This is a genomic window from Ornithinimicrobium humiphilum (genome assembly GCF_006716885.1).
Taxonomy (GTDB): domain Bacteria; phylum Actinomycetota; class Actinomycetes; order Actinomycetales; family Dermatophilaceae; genus Ornithinicoccus; species Ornithinicoccus humiphilus.
The window spans coordinates 553,812-571,945 of the sequence record NZ_VFPU01000001.1 but is presented as its reverse complement, the minus strand read 5'-3'; the positions used below and the strand labels follow the sequence as shown (position 1 = coordinate 571,945).

Annotated in this window: 19 protein-coding genes and 1 tRNA gene; 4 read left to right on the top strand and 16 right to left on the bottom strand. The window is 72.5% G+C overall.

Annotation, left to right across the window (positions count from 1 at the left end):
• Window positions 1–93: 93 nt before the first annotated feature.
• Entirely contained in the window at window positions 94–1,530 is a 1,437-nt protein-coding gene (locus FB476_RS02595; protein WP_141817392.1) for a hypothetical protein, read from the bottom strand.
• Window positions 1,523–2,023, bottom strand: a complete 501-nt coding sequence (locus FB476_RS02590) for a SigE family RNA polymerase sigma factor (RefSeq protein WP_141817391.1) — start codon at window positions 2,021–2,023, stop codon at window positions 1,523–1,525. The genes FB476_RS02595 and FB476_RS02590 overlap by 8 nt, the downstream gene beginning before the upstream one ends.
• Before the next feature lie 215 nt (window positions 2,024–2,238).
• Between FB476_RS02590 and FB476_RS02585 the strand changes: the two genes are divergently transcribed.
• The 3 genes from FB476_RS02585 (at window position 2,239) to FB476_RS02575 (ending at window position 4,183) form a co-directional block, all read left to right on the top strand.
• Window positions 2,239–2,850: a DUF4126 domain-containing protein gene (locus FB476_RS02585; RefSeq protein ID WP_141817390.1), complete on the top strand. Its 612-nt coding sequence runs from the start codon at window positions 2,239–2,241 to the stop codon at window positions 2,848–2,850.
• Between the two features lie 73 nt (window positions 2,851–2,923).
• Window positions 2,924–3,895, top strand: a complete 972-nt coding sequence (locus FB476_RS02580; protein ID WP_141817389.1) for an SPFH domain-containing protein — start codon at window positions 2,924–2,926, stop codon at window positions 3,893–3,895.
• A 3-nt stretch (window positions 3,896–3,898) separates the two neighbouring features.
• Window positions 3,899–4,183 (top strand): type II toxin-antitoxin system antitoxin, encoded by a 285-nt coding sequence (locus FB476_RS02575; protein ID WP_238329521.1) that lies wholly within the window; start codon window positions 3,899–3,901, stop codon window positions 4,181–4,183.
• A gap of 6 nt (window positions 4,184–4,189) precedes the next feature.
• On the opposite strand, the gene FB476_RS02570 is transcribed toward FB476_RS02575, so the two are convergent.
• The 5 genes from FB476_RS02570 to FB476_RS02550 form a co-directional block, all read right to left on the bottom strand.
• Entirely contained in the window at window positions 4,190–4,621 is a 432-nt protein-coding gene (locus FB476_RS02570; protein WP_141817388.1) for a hypothetical protein, read from the bottom strand.
• Between the two features lie 92 nt (window positions 4,622–4,713).
• Entirely contained in the window at window positions 4,714–5,553 is an 840-nt protein-coding gene (gene rsmI, locus FB476_RS02565; protein ID WP_141817387.1) for a 16S rRNA (cytidine(1402)-2'-O)-methyltransferase, read from the bottom strand.
• Between the two features lie 70 nt (window positions 5,554–5,623).
• Complete coding sequence (locus FB476_RS02560) at window positions 5,624–6,364, bottom strand: succinate dehydrogenase/fumarate reductase iron-sulfur subunit (RefSeq protein ID WP_141817386.1); 741 nt, start codon at window positions 6,362–6,364, stop codon at window positions 5,624–5,626.
• Window positions 6,361–8,346, bottom strand: coding sequence for a fumarate reductase/succinate dehydrogenase flavoprotein subunit (locus FB476_RS02555; RefSeq protein WP_141817385.1), 1,986 nt, complete (start codon window positions 8,344–8,346; stop codon window positions 6,361–6,363). Before FB476_RS02555 ends, FB476_RS02560 begins: the two co-directional genes overlap by 4 nt.
• A gap of 14 nt (window positions 8,347–8,360) precedes the next feature.
• Window positions 8,361–9,059, bottom strand: coding sequence for a succinate dehydrogenase cytochrome b subunit (locus FB476_RS02550; protein WP_141817384.1), 699 nt, complete (start codon window positions 9,057–9,059; stop codon window positions 8,361–8,363).
• A 66-nt stretch (window positions 9,060–9,125) separates the two neighbouring features.
• On the opposite strand from FB476_RS02550, the gene FB476_RS02545 reads away from it, so the two are divergent.
• A complete protein-coding gene (locus tag FB476_RS02545; protein ID WP_141817383.1) occupies window positions 9,126–10,730 on the top strand; it encodes a dolichyl-phosphate-mannose--protein mannosyltransferase in 1,605 nt (534 codons plus the stop codon).
• A gap of 7 nt (window positions 10,731–10,737) precedes the next feature.
• On the opposite strand, the gene FB476_RS02540 is transcribed toward FB476_RS02545, so the two are convergent.
• From FB476_RS02540 to FB476_RS02500, 9 genes are all read right to left on the bottom strand, one after another.
• A complete protein-coding gene (locus tag FB476_RS02540; protein ID WP_202876879.1) occupies window positions 10,738–11,127 on the bottom strand; it encodes a tetratricopeptide repeat protein in 390 nt (129 codons plus the stop codon).
• Window positions 11,128–11,135: 8 nt separating this feature from the next.
• Window positions 11,136–12,743 (bottom strand): PH domain-containing protein, encoded by a 1,608-nt coding sequence (locus FB476_RS02535; RefSeq protein ID WP_141817382.1) that lies wholly within the window; start codon window positions 12,741–12,743, stop codon window positions 11,136–11,138.
• Window positions 12,740–13,279, bottom strand: coding sequence for a PH domain-containing protein (locus FB476_RS02530; protein WP_141817381.1), 540 nt, complete (start codon window positions 13,277–13,279; stop codon window positions 12,740–12,742). The genes FB476_RS02535 and FB476_RS02530 overlap by 4 nt, the downstream gene beginning before the upstream one ends.
• A complete protein-coding gene (gene argF, locus FB476_RS02525; RefSeq protein ID WP_141817380.1) occupies window positions 13,276–14,286 on the bottom strand; it encodes an ornithine carbamoyltransferase in 1,011 nt (336 codons plus the stop codon). The genes FB476_RS02530 and argF overlap by 4 nt, the downstream gene beginning before the upstream one ends.
• A gap of 186 nt (window positions 14,287–14,472) precedes the next feature.
• Window positions 14,473–14,548: transfer RNA gene (locus FB476_RS02520), tRNA-Ala, on the bottom strand.
• Window positions 14,549–14,612: 64 nt separating this feature from the next.
• Window positions 14,613–15,647 carry a hypothetical protein gene (locus FB476_RS02515; protein ID WP_141817379.1) on the bottom strand — a complete coding sequence of 345 codons (1,035 nt, stop codon included), beginning with the start codon at window positions 15,645–15,647 and terminating at the stop codon, window positions 14,613–14,615.
• Between the two features lie 121 nt (window positions 15,648–15,768).
• Window positions 15,769–16,392, bottom strand: a complete 624-nt coding sequence (locus tag FB476_RS02510) for a GNAT family N-acetyltransferase (RefSeq protein ID WP_141817378.1) — start codon at window positions 16,390–16,392, stop codon at window positions 15,769–15,771.
• The gene (gene moaC, locus FB476_RS02505; protein WP_272949387.1) at window positions 16,389–16,877 is read right to left on the bottom strand and encodes a cyclic pyranopterin monophosphate synthase MoaC; all 489 of its coding nucleotides are present in this window, start codon (window positions 16,875–16,877) and stop codon (window positions 16,389–16,391) included. The genes FB476_RS02510 and moaC overlap by 4 nt, the downstream gene beginning before the upstream one ends.
• The gene (locus tag FB476_RS02500) at window positions 16,874–18,127 is read right to left on the bottom strand and encodes a molybdopterin molybdotransferase MoeA (protein ID WP_141817377.1); all 1,254 of its coding nucleotides are present in this window, start codon (window positions 18,125–18,127) and stop codon (window positions 16,874–16,876) included. Before FB476_RS02500 ends, moaC begins: the two co-directional genes overlap by 4 nt.
• Between the last annotated feature and the right edge of the window lie 7 nt (window positions 18,128–18,134).

Sequence of the window (18,134 nt, the reverse complement as noted above, 5' to 3'; positions counted from 1 at the left end):
GGAGCACGGTGGTCAAAGGTTGGGGCCGTCCGGGCACCGGAGACCGGCTCGTGCCGGAACCTCCCGCGCGCGAGCCGGTGTCCCCGGCAGGACTCAGAGGCCGGTGTCGAGCCGGATGACGCCCCGGGTGAGGGGGTGCGGCGTGACGTCGCCCTCGCCCGCGACACCCACCCCGCGGACCGTCTCGCCCTCCCCGACGACCCCGCGGTCCAGGCCCAGGACCACGAGCGGGCGGCCGTCGAAGAGCGCGCCGACGGTGGCGGCCTCCACCTCGACCCACCGCTCGTCGCCGTCGGTGCCGACGAGGACGCGGAGGTCCTCGACGTCCGCGTCGGGCTGCCAGCCCGGGACGACGACGGCGTGGCCGCCCAGGGTCGGCACGGTGAACGCCGTCCCGTCCTGCAGGTCCTCGGCGGGGATGAGCGTGTAGTCCTCACCCCGGCGCAGCTCGAGCGCCTCGGGCTGCGCGGTGACGAGGACCTGCCCGCTGCCGACGGCCAACGGTCGGCCCGTGTCCTGGGCGTAGCTCTCCAGGACGTGCTCCTCACCGTCCAGCGTGAACCGGACCTGCGGGACGGTTTCGGTCAGGCTCGGGTCGGCGGCCATCACGGCGGTGTGCGAGCCGAGCGGCGTCGACGCCAGGGTCGCGGTGCCCGGGGTGACCTCCAGATCTGTCGCACCGGGCGGCAGCACACCCAGCGACGTGGTCACGAGCGACCCTCCCAGCCACCCGGTCAGGCCGGAGCCCGACACGAGCCGCGCCACGTGAGGGGGCCCGAGGTGCTCGCCGAGCGGGGTCGCACCCCACACCCCCCGCGCCTCGTCCAGCATCACGAGCGCCTCCGAGCCGTTGACGCCCATCCTCGTGCTCGCCACCGGCGCGCCGCTGGCGGAGTGTGCTGCGGTCTCGTCGTACCAGTACAGCTCCTCCAGCGCAGCGGTGGCACCGGGGACGAACTCGGCGACGGCATAGCGCACGAGGGCGCCGTCGACCTCCGCCGTCCCGCCCTGGCCTGCGTAGACCCCCGGGGACCACAGCGGGGTCTCGCCGAGGCTGCCCTGCGGCGACTCCCACACCGCCACCCTCAGTCCCTCGACGCCGAAGACCAGCACGTCACCGGGGCCGTCCTGCGCCGGCAGCGGCTCGAGCTGCTCTCCGTCACGGGTGAGCACGAGCTCGGGGAAGGCATCCCCCTCGGCGCTGCGCAGCTCGCCCGTCCAGTGGACCCGGTCGGACTCGTGGACGGGGTTCGGCTCGTTGTCGAACAGGTCGACGGCCACCCCGTCCTGCCAGCTGACCGAGGCCGGCACCGGGTCGCCGGTGGCGGCGAACGGGTTGAGCGGTCCACCCAGCCACAGGGCACCCACGAGAGCCAGCGAGCCGACGCCCGCGGCTGCGGAGGTGCGACGGCGGTGCACCTTGCGGCGTCCCCGGGCGATGACGGCGTCCGGCTCGACGGACATGACGGGCGCGAGTTCGTCGGCGCGGTCGAGCAGGACGAGGGCGGAGCGGTCGAGGTCGTCAGACATGGTTCGGTTCCCCTTCGGTCAGGGCGGCGCGCAGGGCGGCCAGCCCGCGTGAGGTCGAGCTCTTGACCGTGCCGGTCGAGACGCCGAGCGTCGCCGCGGCGTCCTTCTCGGACAGGTCGAGGTAGTGGCGCAGGACCACGCACTCGCGCTCGCGGCGCGGCAGGTCCTGCAGAGCCCGGGCCAGGTCGAGGTCGAGGCCCAGGGCGGCCTGGGGCCCAGGAGCGGGGTCCGTGTCCGGCACGGTGTCCGTGAGCACCTCGCGACGGCTCTTGCGCCACCGGTCGGTGTGCAGGTTGACGAGCACGCGGCGGGCGTAGGCGGTGGGGTTGTCGACCCTCGCCCGCCGCCAGTGAACGTAGACCCGCGCCAGCGACTCCTGCACCAGCTCCTCGGCGACGTGCGGGTCGCCGCAGAGCATCCACGCCGAGGTGAGCAGGCGCGGGGAGGCCGCCCGGACGAAGTCCGCGAAGCCCTCCTCCTGGTCCTTCTTCATCTCACCTCGCGTCGTCCGGTCCGTCGTCGGTGGTCCGTCCCCCTGCGACGGACCCATCCTCCCAACGGCCCGGCATGCCGAAAGGTTGAGCGGCGCGGGCCGTCGCCGCACCCGGAGGGACTCGTGCCGAGCGGGGAACAGGCACCGCACACCCCGTGGTTGTATGGGGCGACCGCCCTCCGCCGGAGGGTGGCCGACACGAAAGCGAGGCACGCATGCTCGCTGCACTGACCGGGGCGGGGCTCTCCGCGGCGGCGGGGCTGAACGCCTACATCCCCTTCCTCCTTGTGGCGCTGGTCGCGAGGTTCACGGATGTGATCAACCTTCCGGCGCAGTACGCCTGGATCGAGTCGTGGTGGGCCATCGGCATCGCCGCCGTGCTGCTGCTCTCCGAGGTGGTCCTGGACAAGGTGGCGCTCGTCGACCACATCAACGACGCGGTCGGCACGTTCGTGCGCCCCGCGACGGGCGGACTGATCTTCGCCGCCACGACGGCCGCCGAGGACTTCGAGCAGAGCTCGTCCTTCATGGCCGCCAACCCGTGGATCGGGGTGCTGCTCGGCATCATCACGGCCGGCATCGTGCACACCGGCAAGGCCGTGACCCGACCGGTCGTCAACGTCGGCACGGGGGGCCTGGGCACCCCCGTGGTCTCCGCCGCGGAGGACGGCGCGTCGGTGACCCTGTCGCTGGTGGCGATCTTCCTGCCGGCGCTCGTGATCTTCCTGCTGCTGCTCCTGCTGTGGGGCGGCGTCGCCCTCTGGCGGCGGCGCTGGTCCAGGCGCCGCGAGCGCGACCGGATCATGAGCGAAGCGGGCTACGACTGACGGGTACTGGCTGCTGGGCCCCGTCGTAAAAGTGATATCATTCAGTTATCACCGCTACGAAGGGGTAACCACCATGAGCACGAACGTTCCCGCACCCGCCGTCGACGAGTCGATGGGTGGTGACCCGGCCGGCCGCCCCGTGGGGGTGGACGGCACCCGCGTCGACATCTCCGAGCGCCCGGCGTGGTCCGTCGACGGATTCCTCGCCCTGGTGGTCGCCCTGGCGGTCCTGGGCGTCGGGGGCTGGCAGTTCGTCCTGGGCGCGATCGCCAACGACGCCGGCGAGGGCGGTGTGCCGCAGCTCGTCGGCGGCGGCGCCGTCACCCTCCTGGGCATCCTGCTGCTCGCCTCGCTGACGATCATCGCGCCCGGCCAGACCAAGGTCGTCCAGTTCTTCGGGCGCTACTTCGGCACCGTCCGCAAGCCTGGCCTGCGCATGGTCGTGCCGCTGAGCACCCGCAAGACCGTCTCGGTGCGCGTCCACAACTTCGAGACCAACGAGCTCAAGGTCAACGACGCCGACGGCAACCCGATCAACATCGCCGCGATCGTGGTCTGGCAGGTGGCCGACACCGCCAAGGCGACCTTCGCCGTGGAGGAGTACGAGGACTTCGTGGCCGTCCAGGCCGAGTCGGCGCTGCGCCACGTGGCGATGAGCCACCCCTACGACAACGACGCCACCGAGGTCACGCTGCGCGGCGACACCGACGTCATCTCCCGCGAGCTCGCGGCCGAGGTCGCCGAGCGGATCATCCTTGCCGGCCTGGAGGTCATCGAGGTGCGGATCTCCGCCCTGGCCTACGCCCCCGAGATCGCCCAGGCGATGCTCCAGCGCCAGCAGGCCTCGGCGATCATCGCGGCCCGCGAGAAGATCGTCGACGGCGCGGTCGGCATGGTCGACAGCGCCCTGCGCCAGCTCGAGGCCCAGGACATCGTCGAGCTCGACGACGAGCGCAAGGCCGCCATGGTCTCCAACCTGCTGGTGGTGCTCTGCTCCGAGCGGGGCACGACCCCCGTCGTCAACACGGGGTCGCTCTACACCTGACGGGTGAGCAGCGTGGACGACGACATCGGAGCCACCGAGGAGCCGCGGCAGCGGCGGCCGAAGCCGCAGCGCAAGTCCGTCCTGCTGCGGCTCGACCCCGCCGTGCACGAGGCGCTGCAGCGCTGGGCCGCGGACGAGCTGCGCTCCGTCAACGCCCAGATCGAGATGGTGCTGCGCGACGCCCTGCGCTCGGCGGGACGGGCGCCCCGCGACGCGGACCCCCTGCCCCGGCGCGGCCGCCCGCCGAAGGACGCGGCGTCGCAGGACGGGCCGCATGAGGACGGCTGAGCGACGTCAGACCAGGGCTTCCCGCTCGCGCTGCAGCGACGCGGGCTTGAGCACCGCGGCCGTCGTGCCGCAGACGGTGACGAGCGCGAGCAGGCTGAGGCCGAGCATGAGCACCGAGGCCACGACGAGCTGCCAGACGCTGAGCACGGGGGAGACCGAGGACGCCCACGCGGCGGTCGAGCCGAAGGCCCCCATCAGGGAGACGATCGCGGCGATGCCGCCGAGCCCCGCCTCGCGCCGGGCGTTGAGCCCCCAGCCGAGAGCGGTCGCGGCCACGCCCCCGGCGAGTGCGGCGCCGGCGGCCCAGAGGATGCCCGAGCTCGTGTAGGAGTCGGGATGGCCGACCAGCCCGGTCGTCAGGGCGTAGCTGCCGACCATCGCGGCCAGCAGGCCTCCGACCAGCCCGGCGGCGATCGCCCGCCAGTTGATGTGCAGCAACGACGTCCTCGCTTCCCCGCCTCTCCGTCGAGACGACGTGCACAGTCTGCCGCACGCGACCCCTCGGTGGGAGGGTCGAGAGTTGGAACCGGCTAGCGGGCCGCGACCGTCGCGGCGTAGATCTCCTTGACCGGCAGGCCGGTGCGGGCGGACAGCTCGCGGCAGACGTCCTTGAGACGCTCGCCCCCGGCGACCCGCTCGAGCACCTCGGGCAGCACGTCCTCGACCGCGACCGCCGGACCGGCGGCAGGGTCGGCGCCGGAGACGACGACGGTGATCTCGCCCTTGACCCCCTCCTCGGCCCAGGCGGCGAGTTCGCCGAGGCCGCCCCGGCGGACCTCCTCGTAGGTCTTGGTGAGCTCCCGGCAGACGGCCGCCGGGCGGTCCTCGCCCAGGGCCTGCGCCATCGCGGCGAGGGTGGCGGCCAGCCGGTGCGGAGCCTCGAAGAAGACCATCGTGCGCGGCTCCGCCGCCAGCGCGGCCAGGGCCCGGGCTCGCTCCCCCGGCTTCCGCGGCAGGAACCCCTCGAAGCAGAACCGGTCGACCGGCAGCCCAGAGACCGCCAGTGCCATGAGCACCGCCGACGGGCCGGGGACGCAGGTGACCGGCAGGTCCTGCTCGACGCAGGCGGCCACGAGTCGGTAGCCCGGGTCGGAGACCGACGGCATACCCGCGTCGGTGACGAGGAGGACCCTGGCCCCGCCGGCGATGCGCTCGACCAGCTCCGGGGTGCGGGAGGCCTCGTTGTGCTCGTGATAGCTGACGACCTCGCCGCCGACGACGACGCCGAGCCGGTCGGTGAGGCGCCGCAGCCGGCGGGTGTCCTCGGCCGCGACAACGTCGGCGCCGACGAGCTCCTCGACCAGGCGCGGACTCGCGTCGCGGGCGTCGCCGATGGGGGTGGCGGCGAGGACGAGCGCTCCGGTGGTCATGGCCTCAACCTAGACGACGACCCCCTGCCCGACGGGGTCGGGCAGGGGGTCGTCGACGGTGCGGGGATGCTCAGCGGCCGTAGCCCGCGCGCCGCAGGTCGGCGTTCATCTGGGAGATGACGTTGAGCGGGATGCCCTTGGGGCAGGCACGGGTGCACTCGCCGAGGTTGGTGCAGCCGCCGAAGCCCTCCGAGTCGTGCTGCTCGGTCATGGCCGCGACGCGGCTCCAGCGCTCGGGCTGGCCCTGCGGCAGCTCGCCGAGGTGGGTGATCTTGGCACCCATGAACAGCGAGGCCGAGCCGTTGGGGCAGGCCGCGACGCAGGCGCCGCAGCCGATGCACTCGGCGGCCATGAAGGCGCGGTCGGCGTTCTCCTTCGGGACCGGGGTGGCGTGCGCGTCCGGGGCGGAGCCGGTGTTGGCGGAGATGTAGCCGCCCGCGGCGATGATGCGGTCGAACGCGCCGCGGTCGACGACGAGGTCCTTGATCACCGGGAACGGGTCGGCGCGCCAGGGCTCGATGACGATCTCGTCGCCGTCCTTGAAGGACCGCATGTGGAGCTGGCAGGTCGTGGTGCGCTCCGGGCCGTGGGCCTCGCCGTTGATGACGACGCCGCACATGCCGCAGATGCCCTCGCGGCAGTCGGAGTCGAACGCGACCGGCTCCTCGCCCTTCTCGGTGAGCTGCTCGTTGAGCAGGTCGAGCATCTCGAGGAAGGAGCTGTCCTCGGACACGCCGTCGACGTCGTAACGGACCATCCGGCCCGGCGCGGAGGGGTTCTCCTGGCGCCAGATGCTGAGGGCAAGCTTCACTTGTAGCTCCTCTGCTTGAGCTCGATGAATTCGTAGACCAGGTCTTCCTTGTGCAGGATCGGGGCGCTCTCGTCGCCGCCCCACTCCCAGGCCGCGACGTAGGCGAACTCGTCGTCGTGACGCAGCGCCTCCCCGTCCTCGGTCTGGGACTCGGCGCGGAAGTGACCGCCGCAGGACTCGCGACGGTGGAGGGCGTCGATGCACATGAGCTCGCCGAGCTCGAGGAAGTCGGCCACGCGGCCGGCGCGCTCGAGGGTCTGGTTGAGGCCCTCGGGGGTGCCGAGCACGCGCACGTTGGACCAGAAGTCCGCGCGCAGCGCCCGGATCTCCTCGATCGCCTCGCGCAGGCCCTCCTCGGTGCGCTCCATGCCGCACTTCTCCCACATGATCTTGCCGAGCTCCTTGTGGTAGGAGTCGACGCTGCGGGTGCCGTTGATCGACATGAAGCGATCGATGCGCTCCTGCACCTCGCGCTGGGCCTGCACGACCGCCGGGTGGTCCTCCGAGAGCTTCTCGAAGGGGCCCTTGGCCAGGTAGTCGCGGATGGTGTTGGGCAGCACGAAGTAGCCGTCGGCGAGGCCCTGCATCAGCGCCGAGGCACCGAGGCGGTTGGCGCCGTGGTCGGAGAAGTTGGCCTCGCCGGTGACGAACAGGCCGGGGATGGTCGACTGCAGGTCGTAGTCGACCCACAGGCCGCCCATCGTGTAGTGCACGGCCGGGTAGATGCGCATCGGCACCTGGTAGGGGTTCTCGCCGGTGATGCGCTCGTACATGTCGAAGAGGTTGCCGTACTTGGCGCGCACGGCGTCCTCGCCCAGCCGGGCGATGGCGTCGGCGAAGTCGAGGTAGACACCCCGGCGCACGCCGTCGACGGCCGGGCCCACGCCGCGGCCCTCGTCGCACATGTTCTTGGCCTGCCGGGAGGCGATGTCGCGGGGCACGAGGTTGCCGAAGCCCGGGTAGATGCGCTCCAGGTAGTAGTCGCGGTCCTCCTCGGGGATGTCCCGCGGGTCCTTGTCGCAGTCCTCGGCGCGCTTGGGCACCCAGATGCGGCCGTCGTTGCGCAGCGACTCGCTCATCAGCGTGAGCTTGGACTGGTGACCGCCCGACTGCGGGATGCAGGTCGGGTGGATCTGCGTATAGCAGGGGTTGCCGAAGTAGGCACCCTTGCGGTGCGCGCGCCAGGCCGCCGTGACGTTGGAGCCCATCGCGTTGGTGGAGAGGAAGAAGACGTTGCCGTAGCCACCGGTCGCCAGCACGACGACGTCGGCCAGGTGGGTCTCGATCTCGCCCGTGACCAGGTCGCGGGCGATGATGCCGCGGGCCCGCGGGCCGTCGCCCTCGTCGACGACGATGACCTCGAGCATCTCGTGGCGGGAGTACATCTTCACGGTGCCGGCGCCGACCTGCCGCTCCAGCGCCTGGTAGGCGCCGATGAGCAGCTGCTGGCCCGTCTGGCCGCGGGCGTAGAACGTGCGGGAAACCTGCACACCGCCGAAGGAGCGGTTGTCGAGCAGACCGCCGTACTCGCGGGCGAAGGGCACGCCCTGCGCGACGCACTGGTCGATGATGTTGGCGCTGACCTCGGCCAGCCGGTAGACGTTGGTCTCGCGCGAGCGGTAGTCGCCGCCCTTGACCGTGTCGTAGAAGAGGCGGTGGACCGAGTCGCCGTCGCCCTTGTAGTTCTTGGCGGCGTTGATGCCGCCCTGGGCTGCGATGGAGTGCGCGCGGCGCGGGCTGTCCTGGTAGCAGAAGGACTTGACGTTGTAGCCCGCCTCGCCCAGGGTCGCGGCGGCCGAGGCGCCGGCCAGACCGGTGCCGACGATGATCACGTCGAGCTTGCGGCGGTTGGCGGGGTTGACGAGCGCGGCGTCGAACTTGCGCTGGGTCCACATCTGCGAGATGTCGACCCCCTTGGGCGCCTTGGTGTCGGCGATGGGCTCGCCCTCGCGGTAGAGCCCGTCGATCAGCGTGTCTGTCATGTCTCTGCGGGTCCTTAGTCGACGAGGCCGAACAGGATGGCGAACGGCGGGATGAGGAAGCCGACGACGATGATCGTCGTGACCACGATCGAGGTCAGGCGGATCTGCTCGGCCCGGCGCAGGGAGGTGTTGAGGCCGAGGGTCATGGCGGCGCCCCAGATGCCGTGGAGCAGGTGCATGCCGAGGAAGATCATGGCCAGGGCGTAGATCGCCACGCCCCACCAGTGGCCGAAGCTGTCGATGACGCGCGCGGCCGGGCTGGCGTGCGCCTCGCCGATCGTCACCGTCTGCCAGGTGAAGTGCATGAGGTGGAAGATCACGAAGGCGAGGATCGCCAGGCCCCCCCAGCGCATGGCCTTGGCGTAGAAGTTACCGTAGCCGCTGCGCTTCTTGACGTAGCGGGTGGTGCGGGCCTGCTGGGCCCGGCGCCACAGCGCCATACCCGTCCAGACGTGCGCGACCACGGCCACGATCAGGCCGACGCGCAGCACCCAGAGCAGACCCTTCTCCGGGAGCATCGGCTCGCCGAAGGTGCGGATGTGGTGGGCGTACTCGTCGAACGCCTCCCTCCCCGACAGGATCATCAGGTTGCCGTACATGTGCAGCAACAGGTAACCGATGAAGAACAGTCCGCTGGCCGCCATGACCGTCTTCAGCACGATGCTGGAGGTCACCTTGCGGTCGGCGCGCGCAGGAAGGGTTGATGTGGCCACGGGGGCAGGTTACTACCCGTGACGCACGGGAAGGTCAGCGACCTCCCAGCACCTACGATGGCCGTCATGGAGTTGTTGCGGGCACGGCTGCTCGGGCCGGAGCCCCGCACCCTGGTGCGCTCGAACCGGATCGCGTGGGTGGGGATCCTCCTGGTGACCGTCGTCGGCGGCGCCCTGCGGCTGTGGCGCCTGGGCCATCCGGGCCGCCTCGTCTTCGACGAGACCTACTACGTGAAGCAGGCCTGGTCGCTGCGGCTCTACGGCCACGAGCGCGAGATCAAGGACGCGATCGAGGACCCCAACGCCCTCTTCACGAACGGCACGATGGACATCTGGGACGACGTCCCCGATCTCGTCGTCCACCCACCCGTCGGCAAGTGGATGATCGCGCTCGGCGAGATGCTCCTCGGCCCGGACTCCCCCACCGGCTGGCGGCTGTCGTCGGCCGTCGTGGGCACGCTGTCGATCCTCGTCCTGGGGCGGATCGCCTGGCACCTGTGGCAGAACGCCCTCCTGGCGATCAGCGCGGCCGCCCTCCTCGCGATGGACGGGCACCACTTCGTGCAGTCGCGGATCGGGCTGCTCGACATCTTCGTCATGTGGTGGGCGCTGCTGGCCTTCCTCTTCCTGCTCCTCGACCGTGAGCAGGGCCGGAGGCGGCTGGCCACCCGCTGGGGACCCTGGCTGGAGCGGGTGCGCGCCGACCCGGCCCCCACCTCGACCGTGCGCCGGTGGGTGCGGCGCTGGGGGCCGGGACTCGGCGTGCGCTGGTGGCGGATCGCGGCGGGGGTCAGCCTGGGGCTGTGCATCGGCACCAAGTGGTCGGGCCTCTACTTCCTGGCGGTCTTCGGGCTGATGACCGTCTGGTGGGACCTCGGGGCGCGCCGCACCGCCGGGGCCCGAGGCTGGTTCGTCGGCGGGGCGGTGCGCGACGGCATACCCGCGTTCCTGGCGATGGTGCCCGTCGCCCTGGTCACCTACGTCACCACCTGGACCGGCTGGTTCGTCACCGACAAGGGCTGGAAGCGGAACTGGGCGGTCGACCACCCGGCCGGCCCGGGCTCGCTCGCGGCGCTCGTGCCCGACCCGCTGCGCTCGCTGTGGGCCTACCACGTGGAGATGATGACCTTCCACGTCGGGCTGCAGAACGAGCACGCCTGGAAGTCCAACCCGTGGAGCTGGAGCGTGCAGTGGCGCCCCACGCTCTTCTACGCCGAGTGGCCCACGCGGGGCGAGAAGGGCTGCGAGGCCGCCAGCTGCGTGGAGTACATCGCCTCGCTCGGCAACCTCTTCGTGTGGTGGGGCGCCACGCTCGGCCTGCTCGTCGTGGCCTTCCTGTGGCTGCTGCGTCGCGACTGGCGCGCGGGCGCGGCCCTCTCCGGGGTGGTGGCGGGATGGTTCCCGTGGTTCCTCTACCAGACCCGCACGATCTACAGCTTCTACGCGGTGGCCTTCGTGCCGTGGCTCGTGCTCGTCGTGGTCTGCTGCCTCGGGCTGGTGCTCGGCCGGGCCGACGCGTCGCCGGAGCGGCGCCGGTGGGGCGCGGTCGCCGTCGTCGTCTACGTGGTGCTGGCGACCGCGTGGTTCGTCTGGTACTTCCCCGTGCACACGGCGCAGGTCATCCCGCGCTCGGAGTGGAACCTGAGGCTGTGGTTCGACTTCTGGACCTGACGGACCGTCAGGCGTCGAGCCCCATGGCCTCGGCGATCTTCAGGTGCGGGGCCCCCTCCTGCGCCCGTCCGGCGCGCTGCAGGGTGCGCGCGAGCATGAGGTGGGCGTAGGCGTCGCTGGGCCAGCGCTCGATCATCGAGCGCAGCACCTCCTCCGCCCGGCCGAGGGCGGCGGCGTAGTAGTAGGAGCGCGCCAGCAGCAGGGCGACCTCGGCGTTGTGGGGCTCGGCCTCCACCAGGGGCTCGAGCAGCGCGGCCGCGCGGCTGTAGCTCTTCGTCTCGAAGAGGAAGGTGGCGCGGTCGTAGCGGGCGTGGTCGTCGAGGTCGCCGTCGTCCGGGATCCCGACGGGCCCGTCCCCCTGGCCGAGGCCGCGCAGCATCTCCTCGAAGTCGCTCATACGAACGACTACGTCAGGAGGTCCTCCAGCATTCCCGGTGTCGCCCGGCGGGCCAGGCGGACGGCCAGCTCCACGGGGATGTCGGGAGCCGTGACCTGCTCGGCGCCGGCGGCCGTCGTGGCGACCAGGTCGCACAGGTCGCGGCGGCGCTGGAAGAAGGACTGCTGCACCACCCAGCCGATGACTCCGGCCACCTCGAGCACCTCACGGGTGCGGATGAAGGCGCCGGTCTGGACGACGAGGTGGCGTTCGGTCAGTCCGTGGCCGAGGTTGCGCCAGGCGCTCTCGGCGACGACCACGTTGAGCAGCCCGAGGACGGCCAGGACCGCCAGCGGCGTCCACCCGGGTATGCGGTCGAACCACCAGACGTCGGTCACCCACGTGGGGACGGCGACGAGCGCGGCGAGGATCAGGGTGCCCCACTGGTGACGGACGTGGATGCGCCGGCGGGCCGCGGGGCCGTGCCCGGTGAGCGCCATGCTCAGCGGCCCGGTCTCCTCGAGCAGCTCGTGGCCCACGGCGGTCACGACCTCGCGCGGGGCCGGTGGCAGCACCTTGATCGTGCCGCCGGTGCCCACGCCCGTGGCGATCGCGGTCAGCTCGGCGCCGCGGACGAGCCGCAGCAGGAAGGGCTCGCCCATCCGCGCACCGCGGACCTTGGCCCGCTCCACGGTCTGGCTGTGGGTGGTGAGCAGCCCGCGGGTGATGCGCAGGTTGCCGTTCGGTTCGCGCACGACGCGCAGGTTCCACCAGGTGAGGACGTAGCTGAGCGTGGAGACCACCACCCAGCCCACGACGATCGCCAGCAGCGCGGCCACGAGCAGCAGGAGCACGGCCTGGGCGACCACCCACTGCCAGGCCTGCTCGGCGACCTCGAGCTCGTAGATCGGCAGGTCGTCCCCGAACTGCGAGAGCACACCGGCGACACCGGCGACCACGACGAGGCTGGAGAGGCTGAACGGCGCGAACCGCAGCCAGCTCCAGTCGATGCGGGCCAGCTCGACCTCGTCCTGGCGGAGCGGGGGCGCCTCCTCGGCCACCTGCTCGCCGTGCGACGTCTCCACCGGCGCCGCGGGACCGTCCTCGGCCTCCGTCGCGCGCTGCAGCAGGTAGGTCCGCAGCTCGGTGGCCTGCGCGGTGCTGACGCCGTCGAGCTCGATCCTGGTCGAGTCGACGCCGGTGCCGACCTTGACCTTGGCCAGCCCGAGGACCCGGTGCAGCGGGGACGACTCGATGTCGACGCTGCGGACGCGGTCGAGGGGGGCGGTGAGGATGCGCCGGCTCAGCAGGCCCGTGCGCAGCTGCAGCTGCTCGTCGGTGAAGCGGTAGCGGGTGATGAACCACGACGCGACACCGGCGCCGACTGCGATCACCGCACCGGCTGCCGCGACGAGCAGCCACCAGGGCCCACCCTCGTCGTCGGAGCCGCGGGAGACGCCGAACATGCCCACCACCAGCGGCACGGCGAAGCTCCGGAGGATGCGCAGCGGGTGCACGAGCAGCATCCGCGGGCTCTGCCGCCGCCACCCGCCGTCGGCACCGTCCGGCGGAGGGGGCGGGGCCGCCTCCGGCGCGACGGGTGCACCGGTCGGTGGCGGCAGGTCGCCTGCGGTCACGTGGCGTCCCCGTGGGTCTGGCCGGTGATCCGGGCCAGGTCGGCCGTCACGCGGTCGGCGAGATCGCTGTCGAGGCACGGGATCGTGATGGGGCCGGCCGCCGACGCTGTGGTCACCGTGATGTTGGCCAGGCCGTAGAGGCGCATGACCGCTCCGCGATGGGTGTCGACCGTCTGCACCCGCGACAACGGGGCGATGCGCTGGTCGCGCGAGAGCCAGCCGGTCTGCACGAAGACCTTGTCGCCGGCGACCTCCCAGCGGGTGCGCCGGTAGCGGATCGTCGGCTCGACGAGGACCTCGACCACGTTGACGGCCATGATCACCACGAACAGCCAGCCGAGGGCGTCGGCCCACCAGCGGTCCGGCAGGAACCAGTAGACCGCGAAGAGGATCGCCCACACGACGACATTGCCGATCAGCGAGTTGACGACCCAGTAGCGGACCGCGCGCGGGCTCACCCGGTGGGCGGGCTCGCGCAGCCGGTCGCCCGCCGCATCGGTGGGCGCCTCCGGGACGGGGGTGGCGGTGGACGTCATACCAGGGTGGCGACCATCAGCGCCTTGATCGTGTGCAGGCGGTTCTCCGCCTGGTCGAAGACGATGCTCGCCGGCGACTCGAAGACCTCGTGGGTCACCTCGACACCCTCGGCGAGGTCGGGCCGGCGCTCCATGAGCGCGGCGCCGACCGCCGTGCGGTCGTCGTGGAAGGCGGGCAGGCAGTGCATGAACTTGGCCTCCGGGTTGCCGGTCGCGGACATCAGTGCGGCATCGACACGGTACGGCAGCAGCAGGTCGATCCGGTGGTCCCACGCCTCGGGCGGCTCGCCCATCGACACCCACACGTCGGTGTGCACGTAGTCCACACCGCGGACGGCCTCGTGCGGGTCGGCGGTGATCGTCAGGCTGGCACCGGTCTGCGCGGCGACCGCGCGGCACAGGTCGACGACCTCGGCCGACGGCTGCAGCGCCTCGGGCGCCGCGATGCGCACGTCCATCCCGAGCTTGGCGGCGAGCAGGAGCAGGGAGTGCCCGGTGTTGTTGCGGGCGTCGCCGAGGTAGGCGAAGGAGGTCTCGGCCAGCCCGCGGCCCTCGGCGTTGTGCTCGAGCATCGTCAGCGCGTCCGCGAGCATCTGGGTCGGGTGCCACTCGTCGGTCAGGCCGTTGTAGACCGGGACGCCCGAGTAGTGAGCGAGCTCCTCGACGGTCGCCTGGCTCGCGCCGCGGTACTCGATGGCGTCGAACATCCGGCCCAGCACGCGAGCGGTGTCCTGGATCGACTCCTTGTGCCCGATCTGGGTGCTACCGGGGTCCAGGAAGGTGGTGGTCGCGCCCTGGTGGGCGGCGGCGACCTCGAAGGCGGAGCGGGTGCGCGTGGAGGTCTTCTCGAAGACGAGCGCGATCACGCGCCCCTCGAGCGCTCGCCGCTCCTGGCCGGCCGCGCGGGCCGCCTTGAGCTCTCCGGCCAGGTCGACCAGGTGCCGGATCTCCTCCGGCGTCTCCTCGATCAACGACAGCAGGCTGCGTCCCTTCAGGTTGACGGCCACGTCGTGCGTTCCTCCTCGTGCGGCGGCATGGTGCACCCGCCTGCGTTGGGCCAGCGTACCGAGGCGGTCGCAGCACATCTATGCGGGATAGTGCATGAGTATGCAGCATGCGGGGCGCCGGCGCTGCATCTCCCCCTGGGAACGACGAAGGACCCCGCCCTCCCTGAGCGGGAGGACGGGGTCCGGTGGTGGAGCTGAGGGGATTCGAACCCCTGGCCTTCTCATTGCGAACGAGACGCGCTACCAACTGCGCCACAGCCCCGTGATGCGGATCCAGACTATACGCCGGGGGCGGGCCTCACAAAATCGCCCCCGGCGTGGACCGGTCAGCCCACGCGGTCGATCCGCGGCAGCTCCTCGAACTCCTCGTCGAGGGCCATCTCGGTGCCGTCGGCGGGCAGCGAGGAAGAGCCGGTCGGCGACGGGCGGGGGGCCCGGGCCTTGAGCGTGTAGGTCGGTGGGGGCACCGGCACCGGGTCCCACGTGCCGTCGGCCGGGCCCGCGGCGCGGTCGTCGGGAGCGGCTTCGGGGGCGGTGGCCCCGGCGTGGACCGGGGTGGCCGACAGCGCCGCCTCGACCTGCTGCACGTCGTAGAGCTCGGGGCCGGGAGGGCTGGAGCGGGCGGCGGGCGCCTCCTCCACGACGGCGTCCTCGCGGACGAGCTCCCGGCGCGAGGAGCCGCGCAGCGTGATCGCGACCGACTGCGCCGCGAACTCGTGGCCCGGGCGGACCGGCTCCTCGACGGGGGCGGCGACGGGCCGGGCAGGACGGCGCGCGGCCGCCGGACGGCCCGTGGCCGAGCGGCCTGTGGGACGCGTGCGGGCCGCCGGACGGGCCGACGGGGCGGCCCGTCGGGCGGCGGCGGCGCGGCGGGCGCGGCGCGTGCGGGCCACGGACCAGCGGACGTAGGCCACCGAGAGAGCGCAGAGGGCGACACCGACGAGCGCGCTCCACGGCGGCAGGACGCGGGCGATGCCGAGCCCCACCAGGACGACGAGCGCGAGCCATCCGGCCGCGAGGACGGCCGCACGCACGCGGGCGGCGCCGAGCGCGCGGCGGTAGTCGCGGGTGGGGCCGACGGCGGTCGCGGCGGGCGCCGACCGGCCGTGCTTGACGACCACGACCTCCGGGGGTCCGGGACGGGCCGGTCGCAGCGGCGAAGCGGCGTAGGACCGCGGGCGGTCCTCGGCCTCGGGCACGGCGAGCGAGCGCCGGCGCTCCAGGACGCGCATGGCCTCCGAGAACCGGTCGACCGAGCGCGCGGTGGCCAGGTGGTCGCGGCGACGGATCCAGTGCTGCACGAGGTAGACAGCCCAGACCGCCACGATGACGACGAAGACGAGGCTGCTGAGGGGTGGCACGGATGTCACGCTAGGTCGCGCGTCCGGGCGATCGGAGCAGGCGGACGGAGTGTCGCAGAAGTTTCTGGTGTGACTGACGTGATTCATGTGCCGGCAAGCTCGCGACCCCTCCCAGGAGGCCTCAGCCGCTCCGACGCAGCAGCGCGACGAGACCGCCCTCGGCGAAGCCGCCGGGGCCGAGGTCCTCGGCGAGGACGGCGAAGCACCGGTGGTCGCGCCACGCCCCCTCGACGTGCATCAGTCCGCGGCGCAGCCCCTCCTCGGGCAGCCGCAGGCGGGCGACGACGGCGAGGCTGGCGGTGTTCTCCGGCCGGATGCCGACCTCGACCCGGTGCAGGCCGGCGATGAGCAGTGCGTGGTCGAGGAGCGTGGCCAGTCCCCAGGTCGCATAGCCCCGGCCCGTGGTGGCCTCGTCGAGCCAGTAACCGGCCCACCCGCCGGCGCGCGATCCCCAGACCACGTCGAAGAGCTGCATCTGCCCGACGATCCGGCCGTCGACGTCGATCACGAAGGGCAGCAGCACGCCGTCGCGCGCCGCGAGGTCGAAGCCCCGACGCAGCCTGCGGAAGGACATCGGCCGTCGGGGCTCGCCGGGCACGGTCGACTCCCAGCGGGACAGCCACGCCCGGTTGCGTCGGCGCAACGACTCCCAGGCGACCCGGTCGCCGCGCTCGAGCGGGCGCAGCGTCAGCACCTCGCCGGAGGGCAGCACCGTCCGGCGGGTGACCGGCCAGCGCCAGCTCACGCCGGTCGGGTCCAGTCCCCGGACCGGCCGCCGGACTTGGCGGTGACCCGCACGTCGGTCACGACCGCCAGCTTGTCGACCGCCTTGACCATGTCGATCAGCGCCAGCGCGGCGACGCTGACGCACGTCAGCGCCTCCATCTCCACGCCCGTGCGGTCCGCGGTGCGGACGGTCGCGGTGATGTCCACGCCCTCGTCGCGGACCTGCAGGTCGACCTCCACGGCGTGGATGGCGATCGGGTGGCAGAGCGGCACGAGGTCGGGGGTCCGCTTGGCCGCCTGGATGCCGGCGATGCGCGCGACGCCCAGGGCGTCGCCCTTGGGCACCGTGCCGCCGCGCAGCGCGGCGACGGCCTCCGGCGACAGCAGCACCGTGCCCGCCGCCGAGGCGGTGCGGACGGTGACCCGCTTGGCGGTCACGTCGACCATGTGGGCGGTGCCGTCCGCCCGCAGGTGGGTCAGGCCGTCCGGGCCGGCCGTGCTCACGCCCCCTCCCCGGCGAGCCGGCCGTCGATCTCCCGGCGGGGGCGGAGCAGCATCAGCTCGACCCGCGACCCGGCCTCCACCTCGGTCGCCTCCTCGGAGGAGACGGCGAGGGCGTCGGCGAGCGCGAGCCCGGCCACCATGTGCGAGCCGTGACCGCCCACCGGCTCCACGGCATACTCCCCCGTGCTGTCGCGGGTGACGCGCACACGGGTGTAGGTGCGGCGGTGGGCCGCGCTCGGCCAGGAGGTCGTCGCCAGGCCGGTCGTCGTGGTGTCGCCGACGAGCCGGCCCGCGCGCTTCTCCAGGGCGGGGCGGACGAAGACCTCGAAGCTGACCAGCGTGCTCACCGGGTTGCCCGGGAGCGTGAAGACCGGCACGCGGCGCTTGCCGAGGAGGCCGAAGCCCTGCGGCTTGCCCGGCTGCATCGCTACCTCGACGAACTCCATCGTGCCCTCGCCGGTCAGCACCGCCTTGACGATGTCGTAGGCGCCCTTGCTCACTCCGCCGGTCGTGATGATCGCGTCGGCGTGGTCGAGGTGGTGACGCACCTCCTTGCGCGTGACGTCCTCGTCGTCCGGCAGGTGGCCGACGTGGACGGCGAAGAAGCCCGCCTCGCGCACGAGCGCCTCGAGCATCGGGCCGTTGGAGTCGACGATCTGGCCGGGCCCCACCGGCTCGCCGACCCGCACCAGCTCGTCGCCGGTGGAGAGCACGACGACGCGCACCGGGGCGACGACCTCGACCTCCTCGATCCCGGCGGAGACGAGCGCGGCCAGCTGCGGCGCGGCGACGCGGGTGCCGGCGGGCAGCACGACCTCGCCGGCCCGGATGTCCTCACCGGCCCGGCGGATGTTGGCACCGGGCTCGGGCTGCACGCGGAACTTCGCCTCGCGAGGGTGGCCGTCGGTGTCCTCCACCCGCACCACGGCGTCGGCGCCCGCCGGCACGGGCGCGCCGGTCATGATGCGCCAGGCCGCTCCGGGCACGAGCTCGTGCGTCGCCTGGTCACCGGCCGCGATGTCGCCGACGACGGGCAGCAGCACGGGGTTCTCCGGGGAGGCGCCCTCGAGGTCGGCCCGGCGCACGGCATAGCCGTCCATCGAGGAGTTGTCGAAGCGTGGCAGGTCGGCGGTGCTGGTCACGTCGCTCGCGGTGACGAGCCCGTGGGCGCGGGTCACCGGCACCGTCTCGGGTGCGAGCGGCTCGATCTGGCGCAGGATGTTCGCGAGGTGCTCCTCGACGGAGATCATCGACGGG

What these genes read in the sequence shown, in the direction of transcription:
- FB476_RS02585 (WP_141817390.1), top strand. Translation starts at nt 2,239, where the DNA reads ATGCTCGCTGCACTGACCGGGGCGGGGCTCTCCGCGGCGGCGGGGCTG.
- FB476_RS02545 (WP_141817383.1), top strand. Translation starts at nt 9,126, where the DNA reads ATGGAGTTGTTGCGGGCACGGCTGCTCGGGCCGGAGCCCCGCACCCTG.
- FB476_RS02580 (WP_141817389.1), top strand. Translation starts at nt 2,924, where the DNA reads ATGAGCACGAACGTTCCCGCACCCGCCGTCGACGAGTCGATGGGTGGT.
- rsmI (WP_141817387.1), bottom strand. Translation starts at nt 5,553, where the DNA reads ATGACCACCGGAGCGCTCGTCCTCGCCGCCACCCCCATCGGCGACGCC.
- FB476_RS02555 (WP_141817385.1), bottom strand. Translation starts at nt 8,346, where the DNA reads ATGACAGACACGCTGATCGACGGGCTCTACCGCGAGGGCGAGCCCATC.
- FB476_RS02590 (WP_141817391.1), bottom strand. Translation starts at nt 2,023, where the DNA reads ATGAAGAAGGACCAGGAGGAGGGCTTCGCGGACTTCGTCCGGGCGGCC.
- FB476_RS02530 (WP_141817381.1), bottom strand. Translation starts at nt 13,279, where the DNA reads ATGACGTCCACCGCCACCCCCGTCCCGGAGGCGCCCACCGATGCGGCG.
- FB476_RS02500 (WP_141817377.1), bottom strand. Translation starts at nt 18,127, where the DNA reads ATGATCTCCGTCGAGGAGCACCTCGCGAACATCCTGCGCCAGATCGAG.
- FB476_RS02540 (WP_202876879.1), bottom strand. Translation starts at nt 11,127, where the DNA reads ATGAGCGACTTCGAGGAGATGCTGCGCGGCCTCGGCCAGGGGGACGGG.
- FB476_RS02595 (WP_141817392.1), bottom strand. Translation starts at nt 1,530, where the DNA reads ATGTCTGACGACCTCGACCGCTCCGCCCTCGTCCTGCTCGACCGCGCC.